This window comes from Mesorhizobium sp. B2-4-17 (assembly GCF_006441275.1).
GTDB lineage: Bacteria > Pseudomonadota > Alphaproteobacteria > Rhizobiales > Rhizobiaceae > Mesorhizobium.
In genome coordinates this window covers 109,430-120,548 of the sequence record NZ_VFUX01000003.1, presented here as the reverse complement: position 1 = coordinate 120,548, position 11,119 = coordinate 109,430, and the positions used below count along the sequence as shown (strand labels likewise).

Genomic DNA, 11,119 nt, shown 5'->3' with positions numbered 1-11,119 from the left:
GGCGGTCAGACGTCCGAGATCACCTGTCCGTTGGACAGGATGTGGACCTTGTAGCCGCCAAAGATCTTCTGCGCCTCGCCGGCGGCGTAGAGCGCCTGGTAGGCCTCGTGCGGGATCAAGGCATGGTTCTCGTAGCTCGACACGCCCTGGCGCGCGGCTTCCAAATCGTCGGTGTTGATGAAGAATTCCTGGGACGACGGCTCGCTCGACCAAAGGCCCCTGCGGCCGGGCTTTTCGCTCTTCGAAGAGACTTCCTGGATGGTCCAGGTCAGCAGCCAGGCATTGTCGGGCTTGCGAACCTTGGCCAGCACTTCGGCGACGACGGAATTGTTCTCGGTGATGCCGGCCGAATAAAAGGGACCGAGCACCACGCGGCGCAGCTGCTTGGGATGCAGCTCGGGGAAATCCTTGTCGAGGTTGACCGCGATGGTGGCCGGCGACAGCGTGTAGGCGGAGTTCTTCTCGGTGAAATCGTCGAAACGGTGGGCAAGCTCGGGATTGAGCAGGCCGTCGACGGGCAGCGGGATGTCGACCTTGTCGTTGAGCTTGCCGTTCCTGTCGACGAGCTGGTGGATCATGTTCTCGGATGAGTCCTCCACCGTCGCCATGTAGACCAGCGGCAGGTTGGCGCTGCCGTCGAAGGTCGCCCAATGGACGAGATAATAGGGCCGCGCTGTCTTCGGGTTGACCGAAACATTCGCGGTTTGCGCCAGCATGAACGGGCCGAAGGTTTGCTCGCTCTTGACGTCCTCGAGGTAGAGCCGCTCAGCCATCGACCGCTGCAGCGCCTCGGGGAATTCCTTGTGGCGCAGGATGAAGTCCGCCATCTCCTCGCGCAGTTCGCTGGCCAGTGGGATGTTGGCGAGCCGCGCGTCGGCCTGGCGGCGGTCGTTTTCCAGTTCGAGCAGGTTCTGGAACACCGGGAAGCCGCTTTCGGCGCGCGAAATGCGAAACGTGTCCATGAAGCCCAGCCGGTTGCGCCAGCAGGAGAAGGACTTGTCGAGCCGGGCGATATATTCGGCGACGACCCTGGCGACGATGCCGTGCCGGTAGAGCGGCGAACGGTCGTCGCGCATGAACACTTCAAGGCCGCTGAGCGCTGCCGTGATCGCCGAGAAATACCGCGCCGCCGCGTCGTTTTCGGAGGTCATGCTACTGGCCCTGGATTGTCGCACCGGTGCGCGCGGCAATTATGACTGCACGTAATTGGCCGAATTGTGCTTCTTCAGCACCTCGTCGAAGCGGCGGGCAAAGGCGTCGTCCGCGAGCTTCTTGCGGCGCTGGATGTCGGCGGTGGCGACCATGTTCTTCTCGTGCATCTCAAGCAGATCGCCGATGTGCTTCTGCGAGGCGGCGCCAATGCCGGCCATGGTTTCCTCGGCCGTGTTGTCGACCTGGCTGCCCAGCGTGTTGATCTTGTGGGCAACGTCCTGCTGGGCTGCGGTCTTCAGCGAATCCTCCAGCGCCTTGTAGAGCACGATGCGCTGCTCGGTATCGATGGTCAGCTTGTTGATCAGCGTGGACTGCGCGGCGATCTGGTTGTTGAGCGAATCGACGAAGGTCTGGAACATCGAGGTGTAGCGCTCCAGCGTCTGGCTCTCAGCCAGCAGTTCCTGCTCCTTGGCCTGCTTCTCATTGTATTCGGTGGCCAGTTTCGACCGCTCGCCTTCGAGCTGGGTGCGATCCTTCTGGCTGGTCGAGGCTGCGATCTTGTTCTCGATGTCGAGCAGCATCGGGTTGAGCTCCTCGATGCGTTTCTGCACGGCTTCGAGGTTCGTCATGGTGGTCTTGCGGCGCTCGATCACTTGCGACAGGCTGGCCTCGGAGGTCTTGTAGCGTTGGTCGAGAATCTCTTTCTGCGCCTTGAGGATGCCGACGATGGTGTCGGACTTGGCCAGCAATTCCTGCAGATTGCCGGCCAGCGACATGTTGCGGACGCGGTCGGTGCGCATGCGCTGCTTGCGCTGCGCCGAAAAGACGCCGACGAAGTTCTCCCAGCCGGTATAGTTCTTCATGCTCTCGAATTCGGCGCCGAAGACATTGGTCGCGTCCTCGAGCCCGATGATCAGGTCGGCGATGTTGCCTTCCATCACCTTCTGCTGTTTCAGCACGTCCTCGATGCGGGCGTTCTCGATGTCGAAATTGGCGTCGCCGATCTTCTTGTCCGATGTGGCGAGCGTGTCGAGCATGGTGCCGGACTGCTCGATCCTGGCCCGCATGTCCTGGACGACCTGCTTGGTCTTGGCAATTTCGGCGTCGAAATCCTGCAATGTCGCCATAAGGGCCTCCCACTTCGGCATCAGGTCGCTGGTCGCGAACAGCGGCGAATATAAGTGGGGCATCCGGGGATTGAAAGGCGCGACGACAAGGGCGGAGCGAAAACAAAATATCCGGCCGCGCCCTTGAAAACCAATGGAGCCGTGGTCATAGCGTGATCAACTGGCCAGCCAGTCGTAGTTCAGCTGATTTTGAACTTTCATGCCGGCAAAGCAATCAGTCTCCGCCGAGGCGGATGCCCTCCGAATTCGACAAATAACTGACCAGTTGCAGCCGGCTCAGGGTTTTGGGTCGGCCTTCAGATAGGCAATGACGTTGGCGATGTCGTCATCGCTGCTGAGGCCAGCCATCCTGTTGCCGGGCACCTTCAGCCTGGGCGCCTTGAGGTATTCGGCAAGATTCGCCTCATCCCAGACAAGACCGGCGGCGCCAGCGCTTTTCATGGCCTCCGAATAGTGGCCGAGGAAGCTTTCGGCGGTTCCGGCCGTGCGGCCGACGACACCCATCAGATGCGGGCCGACCTTGTCGCGGTCGGTAGCCGCTTCATGGCAGGCAACGCACCGGTTGAAGACGTGCTTGCCCAGCACCGGGTCACCGCCAGCATGAGCGGCAAGCGAGGTGACAAGCAGAAGGGTGCTGGCTGACAAAACGGCTCGAAGCATGGCTGACCCGGGGAGCTCTGGCTGACGGCCTTGTAGGACGGAGGCCTTAACAAACGCTGCATCGGCAGATCGGGGGCGATGCGTGGTCCGCGCGCCAGGTCAGGCCCTGGTGAAGCCGATAAAATCGTCGGGCGCGGCGCGGCCCATTTCCTCTTCCCAGTGGCGGCGGCAGAGCGAGACATAGACGTCCTTGCCGATCGCCACCTGTTCGCCCTGGCGGGCAACCTTGCCGTCCGGGCCGAGGCGCACGACCATCGTCGCCTTGCGGCCGCAGCGGCAGATGGTGCGGACCTCGCGCAGCTCGTCGGCGATCGCCAGCAAGGCGCGCGAGCCGGGAAACAGCTTGCCTTGGAAATCGGTGCGCAGGCCGTAGCACATGACTGGGATGTCGAGCCGGTCGGCGATGCGGGCGAGCTGCCAGACCTGCTCCTCCTCGAGAAACTGCGCCTCGTCGACGAAGACGCAATGGACGGCGCTGCGCCCGTGATGTTCGGCGACGCGGGCGAACAGATCGTCGCCGTCACGGAACATCTCGGCCTCGGTCTCCAACCCGATGCGCGACGAGATCAGGCCACTGTCGCCCTTGCTATAGTGGCCGGCGACGAACAGCATGGTCGTCATGCCGCGCTCGCGATAATTGTACGATGCCTGCAAGAGCATGGTCGTCTTGCCGGCATTCATCGTCGCGTAGTGGAAATAGAGCTTTGCCATGCGGCTCTTTTAAGCCGACTTGTCGCGGCGCGGGGAGGGCCTGCCGCCGCATTCCCCTGAAAAAGCCGTCACGGGCCGGCGCCGACAAGGTCAGGCCGGGTCGGCATAGCGTCGGCCGTGTCGCTGATTGGCCAGCCCGCGCCGTTGATCGTGATTGCCTTGATGCTTGAAACCGCACGAGAATGGTGTTTGGCTGACGAAACAAGGCGGGCAGAAAAACCGTAACTTCGCCTCGCAAAGAATCGCAATGGGAGAAAGTACATGTCGCGTATGAATTCTTTCGTCGCCGGCCTCGGCCTGGCGGCTTTCCTGTCCACGAGTGCCGCCTTTGCCGGCGATCCGGCGAGTTGCAAGACTGTTCGTCTCTCCGATGTCGGCTGGACCGACATCCAGGCCACCACCGGCCTCGCCTCGGTGCTGCTTACCGCGCTCGGCTATGAGCCGAAGGTCATCCAGCTGTCGGTGCCGGTGACGATGGCGTCGCTCAAGAACAAGGACCTCGACGTCTTCCTCGGCAATTGGATGCCGTCGATGACCAACGACATCAAGGATTACACCGCCGACGGTTCGGTCGAGACCATCAGCACGAACCTGACCGGCGCCGGTTATGGCATCGTCGTGCCGACCTATGTCGCGGATGCCGGCGTCAAGTCGCTGACCGACCTCGGCAAGTTCAAGGACAAGTTCGACGGCAAGATCTACGGCATCGAAGCCGGCAATGACGGCAACCGCATCATCCTCGACATGATCAAGAATCCGAAAGACAACCTCGCCGGGTTCGAGCTGGTCGAGTCCTCGGAGGCCGGCATGCTGACGCAGGCCGAGCAGTCGATGAAGAACAATGAGTGGATCGCCTTCCTCGGCTGGACGCCGCATCCGGTGATGGGCGCCATGAAGATCACCTATCTGGACGGCATGGGCGACAGCGGCTTCGGCGCGGCCACCGTCTATACCAATGTGCGCAAGGGCTACACAACCGAGTGCCCGAATGCCGGCAAGTTCATCGCCAACCTGAAGTTCAACCTCGACATGGAAGGCCAGATGATGGACGCCATCCTGAAGGGCGGCGACGCCCAGACGGTCGCGACCGACTGGCTGAAGAAAAATCCGGACGCGGTCAAGCCATGGATTGCCGGCGTCACCACCTTCGACGGCGGCGATGCGGCGGCGGCGGTCAAGACCGCGCTTGGAGGTTGAGCCGGCTTTGATTTCGGCATGACCGAAAGAAAAGGGCAGCCATCTGGAAAAGGCTGCCCTTTTTCATATGCTGTGACAAGATGACGTCGCGACAGTACGGAGCCAAAGACAGAGCTCCGGCGGAAGAGGGGTAAGATGGATCCGATTTCCAAATTCATGGTCGATCACAAGATCCCGATCGGCGCCTGGGGAAAGTCGTTTTTCGGTTTCCTCACCGACAATTTCGACACCGTCTTCAGAGCTTTCTCCAACGGGCTCAATTTCATCCTCGACGGGCTGGTCAACCTTTTGCTGATGGTCCCGCCGGTGCTGCTGGCGCTCGTCATCGCCGTCATTGCCTGGCTGCTGCAGCGTTCGCGGCCGCTCGCCATTGCCGTCTTCCTCGGCCTGATCTTCATCATCAACCAGAACCTCTGGAAGCAGACGGTGCAGACGCTGGTGCTGGTCGTCGCCGCCGCCGCGATGGCGATGGCGATCGGCGTGCCGCTCGGCATCTGGGCGGCGCACAAGCCGAAGGTCTATCGCGTCATGCTGCCGGTGCTCGACCTGATGCAGACGCTGCCGACCTTCGTCTACCTGATCCCGGTGCTCACCCTGTTCGGTCTCGGCAACGCGCCCGGCCTCATCGTCACCATCATCTTCGTCATCCCGACCGCTGTCCGGCTTACTCATCTCGGCGTCGTTTCCGTGCCAAAGTCGATCATCGAGGCAGGCGAGGCGTTCGGCGCCACCAAGCGCCAGCTCCTGTGGAAGGTGGAATTGCCCTCGGCCCTGCCCACCATCATGGCGGGGCTGACCCAGTCGATCATGCTGTCGCTGTCGATGGTGGTGTTCGCCGCCCTGATCGGCGCCGGCGGCCTCGGCACCGAGATCAACCGCGCGCTCGGCTCACGCCGCATCGATCTCGGGCTTGAAGCAGGCTTGGCCATCGTCGTTCTCGCCATCGTGCTCGACCGAATGACCCGCATTGGCGTTGGAGGCAAGAAATGACCGTCGCCGTTGATTTCAGGAACGTCGACATCGTCTTCGGCGCCGATCAGGCGGGCTCGCTGGCGATGATCGACAAGGGCGCGACGCGCGCCGAGATCCTCGAGAAGACCGGCAATGTGCTGGGCTGCGCCGGCGCCAGCCTGACCGTGCACGAGGGCGAGATTTCCGTCCTCATGGGGCTGTCGGGCTCCGGCAAGTCGACATTGCTGCGGGCGGTCAATCGCTTGAACGTCGTCTCGCGTGGCCAGGTCCTGGTCAAGGACGGCGACCGCACGGTCGATGTCGTCACCTGCGACGAGGCGACCTTGCGGCGGCTGCGGCAGAAGCAGGTGGCGATGGTGTTCCAGCAGTTCGGCTTGCTGCCCTGGCGCACGGTGGAGGAAAATGTCGGCCTCGGTCTCGAACTCGCCGGCGTGCCGGACGCCGAACGCAAGGAACGTGTGCACAGGCAGCTCAAGCTGGTCAATCTCGACCAGTGGTCGAAGAAATACGCCCATGAGCTCTCGGGCGGCATGCAGCAGCGCGTCGGCCTGGCGCGCGCCTTCGCCACCGAGGCGCCGATCCTGTTGATGGACGAGCCGTTCTCGGCGCTCGACCCGCTGATCCGCACCAAGCTGCAGGACGAATTGCTGCAGCTGCAGGCGGAATTGAAGAAAACCATCATCTTCGTCAGCCACGACCTCGAGGAGGCGCTGAAGATCGGCAGCCATATCACCATCATGGAGGGCGGCCGCATCGTCCAGACCGGCGCGCCGGAGGACATCGTGCTCAGGCCCGCCAACGACTATGTCCGCGACTTCATCGCCAATGTGAACCCGCTGTCGGTGCTGACCGCCTGGAACGTGATGCGCGACCGCCGCGACCTCGAACACGGCACTGACGGCTGGGTGTGGCTCGACCGGCGCAAGACGACGCGCTTCAAAATCGACGAGCACGGGTTGGTGGCGGCGGCCGAACGCGACGGCAAGCCGGCGGTGTGGGTGTCCTGCGCCGACGTCGAGAGACAGCCGGAGGAGAGCGCCCAGGTATTCTGGGCCAATCCCGGCACGTCGCTGAAGACCGTGATGCTGGCCATGCACCGTTCGCAGACGGCACCGGTGGCGCTGTTCGACGACCAGTCGCGTTTTGTCGGCGCGATCGGCATCCGCGACGTGCTGAGCGCGGTGCTCCGGCGATAGAGCAATTCCAAGAAAAGTGTGAAACGGCTTTCCGTCTGGAATTGGTCGCCGGAAGATAGCTTAATTCAGGTCGCCAGCGGCAGGCGCAACTCCGTCAGCAGTCCACCATCCGGATGATTGGACAGGCGGATCTCGCCGCCGGCGGCGCGCGCGATGTTGCGCGCGATGGTGAGGCCGAGACCAAGACCGCCGGTCTGGCGGTTGCGGGACTGTTCCAGCCGGACGAAGGAGCCGAACACGGCATCGATCTGGGCCTGCGGTATGCCAGGCCCTTCGTCGCGAATGGCGAGCGTGATCGTGCCGTCCGAGCGATGGAGGCTCAGATGTGCCTTCTTGCCGTAGGTGACGGCGTTCTGCACCAGATTGGTGACGCAGCGCCTGAGCGCCACCGGCCGCGCCATGCAAATCAGACCGCGCGAGCGGGTATCGTCATTGTCGAAGGAGACATCCGGATAGGCGTCGGCGATCGATTCAACCAGCGACCAGAAGTCGATGCGTTCGTTCTTCTCCTCGGTCACCTCGAAGGTGGCGAAGTCGATCACGGAACTGGCGATGCTCTCGACATCGGCGAGATCATGCGCCAGCGCCTCGCGAACCGCCGATTTGCGCAACAGTTCCAGGCGCAGCCGCATGCGCGTCATCGGCGTGCGCAGGTCATGCGCGAGTGCGGCGGCAAGATGTTCGCGATCCTCGACATATTCGCGCAGCCTGGCCTGCATGGCGTTGATTGCCCTAGCGGCTGCTTGGACCTCCCGGCTGCCCGACTCGGCGATCGGCGGGCTCTTCAGGTCCTTGCCGATCCGGTTCACGGCGGTTTCCATCATCCGGTAGGGCGCCGTCAGCCGGCGCAGCGACCAGATCGACATGATCACCACCAGGCCGGCGATCAGCGAGTAGAGCGGCAGGCTGTCGACGCTCAGGATCGGGCCGACGGGCGTGATCGGCTCGGTGAAGTTCAGCCACTGGCCGTCCGCGAAGCGCAGCGAGGCAGTCAGCTTGTCGCTCTGGGCAAAGTCGGCGGCCAGGACCAGCAGGTCGCGTTCCACCTGACCGATATCGGGGCCCGACACCATGCCGCCGGCGTCGTCTGCCTCGCGCGTCGCCGGGTCGCGCCGCACGCGCGCGTCGGTGACGCCGAACTTCGACAGCCGGCCGACGAGGATGTCTTCCAGTTCGGCCAGTTCGTCGTCGCCGGCGATCGAGGAGGTGACGGCGGGGGTGTCCGACACGGTGAGCGCATAGGTCGAGTTGAACAGGCCCGCGGCGGTCGCCTTGCGCTGCTCGGGCGTGGCGCCGCTCATCAACTGCACCAGCGAATAGGCGCGGTCGTTGAGGCGGTAGAGGTCGACCACGTCATTGGCGGCGGCGCGGTCGTGCGCCACGATATAGAGCGTCGCCACCTGGCTGATCAAAAGGCCGGCAATGACGATCAGCAGCACCCAGACAGGCAAGGTCTGCGGCAGGAAACGTCTCATTCGGAGGTCGTCTCGGGCAGGAACTGGTAGCCGCCGCTGCGCACGGTGAGGATCAGTTTGGGCGTCTTGGGATCGTCTTCCATCTTGCGCCGCAACCGGCTGACCAGGATGTCGACGCTGCGATCGAAGGAATAGTCGCTATCGCCGCCGGAGAGCTCGATGAGCTGGTCGCGGGTCAGCACGCGCTGCGCGCTCCTGACGAAAGTCTGCAGCAGGTTGAACTCGGCCATGGTCAGCTCGACCCTGACATCGTCGGGCGCGGTCAGCCGGCGCCGCGAACAGTCCATCGTCCAGCCGGCGAAGCGGTAGATCTGCTTGGGGGTGGCGCGCTTCGGCTCGGCGGCGCCATTGCGCCGCAGCACGGCGCGGATGCGCGCCAGCAGCTCGCGCGGATCGAAGGGTTTGGGCACATAGTCGTCGGCGCCCATCTCCAGCCCGACCACCCGGTCGGTCGTCTCGGTGACGGCGGTCAGCATGATGATCGGCGTCGAATACTGAGCGCGCAGTTCGCGGCACAATTCCAGCCCGCTCTTGCCGGGCAACATGACGTCGAGCACGATGAGGTCCACCTGCGCACGGCGCAGGATGGTTTCCATTTCGGTGCCATCGGCGGCAACCGAAGTGTGCAAGCCCCGCTTCTGGAAAAACTCCTGCAGCAGGTCGCGGATGCCCTTGTCGTCGTCGACGATCAGTATGTGTGCGTCGGATTTCACAGGTGCCCCGTCTCGGTTGCCGGCAAAGCGATTCTTGGTGGCTGAGCCACACGATAGAATTCGGGCCATATGTTGGCCAGTGCCTTGCATTTCAAGGTGGAAGGAATACCGCTTTCCCGCATAGAGAGCATTTGGCGGCTTTCCGCCGGCGAGCCAGAAACAATCCAGAAACAAAATTCTACAATCCGGAAAAACTCCTGAAAAGGTAGGGCGGCATAACGGTGCCGTGGCGGTCAGGTCATTGGCTGCGACGATAGTCTCCGGGTTCGCGGATAAACCGATGCCAAGGTTGTCGATCAGTCTCTTGGGTGCGTTGCTGGGTCTTGGCCTGGTCACCACCGCTGTTGGACAATCCGATGCAAAGGCGCCGCTCACCCGGACTGAACGGTGCGCCAATCTCAGCCACCAATTTGATGAAGCACTCGAAACCCATGCCACGGCAACGCAGGTCACCGCGGCAAAGGCACTTCAGAGAAAGGGCAACCGGTACTGCGCCGCCAAGAAACAGGCGCAGGGCATCCGGATGCTCGCCAACGCTTTGAAGCTGCTTGGAGTGACACCGAACGACCCAGTTCAGTGACGCTCAAACTCGACCCGCAAGAAAAAGGAAACGTAGCCATGAAAAAGTCCCTCCTGTCCGCCCTCGGCCTCGCCGTTGCTCTCGCCTTCTCGATGCCGGCTCTCGGCAACGCCGCCGCCACCACGACCACGACCACTGCTCCGGCTGCCACCACGACCACCACTGCGCCTGCCGCCACCGCTCCGGCCGCGAAGGCTGCTCCGATGAAGAAGGCCGCGAAGGCCTGCAAGGTGACCAAGAAGCATAAGTGCCCGGTCAAGAAATCCGCCAAGAAGGCTGCTCCGAAGAAGGCTGCTCCGAAGAAGGCCTAATCAGGTCCCAGGACACCTCTCCATCAAGGCCGCCCCAGCCGCAAACCGGCTGGGGCGGCCTTCTGCCATGCGCTTGATCGGAAACTGAGCACCGGTGGCTTCCGGTCACGCGCTTCGACCTGCCTTAACCCGTTTGCAACGCCGGCCCTGTAGGACTGCCCGCATGAAGAAGCGGCTTTCGTCCATTTTGCGCTCGATAGTGTTCGGCGGCCTGGTTGCCACCGGCATTGCCAGGGTGCTGATCCTGCTCACCGCCAGCCCGGTGCCGGATCCGGCGAGCGGGCGCACAGAGCCTTCGCTGTTTGCGCCAGCCATTTCCAGCAAGTGGGACTACATCACGCCGGCACAGACCTGGCTGCTGATCCTGCTCACCAGCGTGACGCTGATCTGCGTCGTCGCGTGGCCGATCGCGGCATGGATGGAACACCGGGCGGATGCCGACGCAAATCGCCGCATCTTCGGCCGTCAGGGCCGTTGAACCGCGACCGACAATTTCCCACATGAACGTGAATGACCGGGCCGGCCCGCCGACGGTCTGCATGCCAATCCAAAATGGACGATCGCTGCCGCGCGTGGCAAAATGCGAGGCGAAGCCCGATCGGGAAACTGCCGGTTCCGATGCCAGAAATCACCACAAAACCGCGAACCAAGGTCAAGCCGCAGACCGAGCGGCCGAAGCTCTACAAGGTCATCCTGATCAATGACGATTTCACCCCGCGCGAATTCGTGGTGACGGTGCTGAAGGGCGAGTTCAAGCTCAGCGAAGACCAGGCGCACCGGATCATGATCACCGCGCACCGGCGCGGCGTCTGCGTCGTCGCGGTCTTTACCAAGGATGTCGCCGAAACCAAGGCGACGCGGGCCACCGACGCCGGCAAGGCCAAGGGCTACCCGCTGCTGTTCACGACGGAGCCGGAGGAGTGAGGAGTGGTCGCCCGCCGGGCGATTAATCGACAACAATTTGTCGATTAAAGCGACGAACGCCCGGAGCCATAGCGGAGGGCAGGGCCGGTCGTCCCAGCGTA

The 11,119-nt window shown here is 63.0% G+C and carries 13 protein-coding genes; 7 read left to right on the top strand and 6 right to left on the bottom strand.

The features are described 5' to 3' along the window. Positions 1-5 precede the first annotated feature (5 nt). From FJ548_RS04110 to FJ548_RS04095, 4 genes are all read right to left on the bottom strand, one after another. On the bottom strand, positions 6-1,151 hold the full coding sequence (locus FJ548_RS04110; protein WP_140776932.1) for a hypothetical protein: 1,146 nt from the start codon (positions 1,149-1,151) through the stop codon (positions 6-8). 39 nt (positions 1,152-1,190) lie between these two features. Beyond that, on the bottom strand, positions 1,191-2,279 hold the full coding sequence (locus tag FJ548_RS04105) for a hypothetical protein (RefSeq protein ID WP_140692092.1): 1,089 nt from the start codon (positions 2,277-2,279) through the stop codon (positions 1,191-1,193). A gap of 276 nt (positions 2,280-2,555) precedes the next feature. Next, positions 2,556-2,939, bottom strand: coding sequence for a cytochrome c family protein (locus FJ548_RS04100; RefSeq protein WP_140692094.1), 384 nt, complete (start codon positions 2,937-2,939; stop codon positions 2,556-2,558). 99 nt (positions 2,940-3,038) lie between these two features. Then, entirely contained in the window at positions 3,039-3,650 is a 612-nt protein-coding gene (locus tag FJ548_RS04095; protein ID WP_140692097.1) for a thymidine kinase, read from the bottom strand. Between the two features lie 261 nt (positions 3,651-3,911). On the opposite strand from FJ548_RS04095, the gene FJ548_RS04090 reads away from it, so the two are divergent. The 3 genes from FJ548_RS04090 (at position 3,912) to choV (ending at position 7,015) form a co-directional block, all read left to right on the top strand. Next, positions 3,912-4,847 (top strand): choline ABC transporter substrate-binding protein, encoded by a 936-nt coding sequence (locus FJ548_RS04090; protein WP_140610754.1) that lies wholly within the window; start codon positions 3,912-3,914, stop codon positions 4,845-4,847. Between the two features lie 135 nt (positions 4,848-4,982). Further along, positions 4,983-5,837 (top strand): choline ABC transporter permease subunit, encoded by an 855-nt coding sequence (gene choW, locus FJ548_RS04085; protein WP_140610753.1) that lies wholly within the window; start codon positions 4,983-4,985, stop codon positions 5,835-5,837. Further along, positions 5,834-7,015, top strand: a complete 1,182-nt coding sequence (gene choV / locus FJ548_RS04080; RefSeq protein WP_140610752.1) for a choline ABC transporter ATP-binding protein — start codon at positions 5,834-5,836, stop codon at positions 7,013-7,015. The genes choW and choV overlap by 4 nt, the downstream gene beginning before the upstream one ends. Before the next feature lie 65 nt (positions 7,016-7,080). On the opposite strand, the gene FJ548_RS04075 is transcribed toward choV, so the two are convergent. Beyond that, positions 7,081-8,490: an ATP-binding protein gene (locus FJ548_RS04075; protein ID WP_140776931.1), complete on the bottom strand. Its 1,410-nt coding sequence runs from the start codon at positions 8,488-8,490 to the stop codon at positions 7,081-7,083. Then, positions 8,487-9,203, bottom strand: a complete 717-nt coding sequence (locus FJ548_RS04070; RefSeq protein ID WP_140610750.1) for a response regulator transcription factor — start codon at positions 9,201-9,203, stop codon at positions 8,487-8,489. The genes FJ548_RS04075 and FJ548_RS04070 overlap by 4 nt, the downstream gene beginning before the upstream one ends. 280 nt (positions 9,204-9,483) lie before the next feature. Here FJ548_RS04070 and FJ548_RS04065 point away from each other — a divergent pair, with 280 nt between their 5' ends. From FJ548_RS04065 to clpS, 4 genes are all read left to right on the top strand, one after another. Beyond that, positions 9,484-9,783, top strand: a complete 300-nt coding sequence (locus tag FJ548_RS04065; RefSeq protein WP_140610749.1) for a hypothetical protein — start codon at positions 9,484-9,486, stop codon at positions 9,781-9,783. Positions 9,784-9,821: 38 nt separating this feature from the next. Beyond that, positions 9,822-10,094, top strand: a complete 273-nt coding sequence (locus FJ548_RS04060) for a hypothetical protein (RefSeq protein ID WP_140610748.1) — start codon at positions 9,822-9,824, stop codon at positions 10,092-10,094. Between the two features lie 163 nt (positions 10,095-10,257). After that, positions 10,258-10,572, top strand: a complete 315-nt coding sequence (locus FJ548_RS04055) for a hypothetical protein (protein ID WP_140610747.1) — start codon at positions 10,258-10,260, stop codon at positions 10,570-10,572. 140 nt (positions 10,573-10,712) lie between these two features. Next, on the top strand, positions 10,713-11,018 hold the full coding sequence (clpS, locus tag FJ548_RS04050) for an ATP-dependent Clp protease adapter ClpS (protein WP_010911143.1): 306 nt from the start codon (positions 10,713-10,715) through the stop codon (positions 11,016-11,018). Positions 11,019-11,119 lie beyond the last annotated feature (101 nt).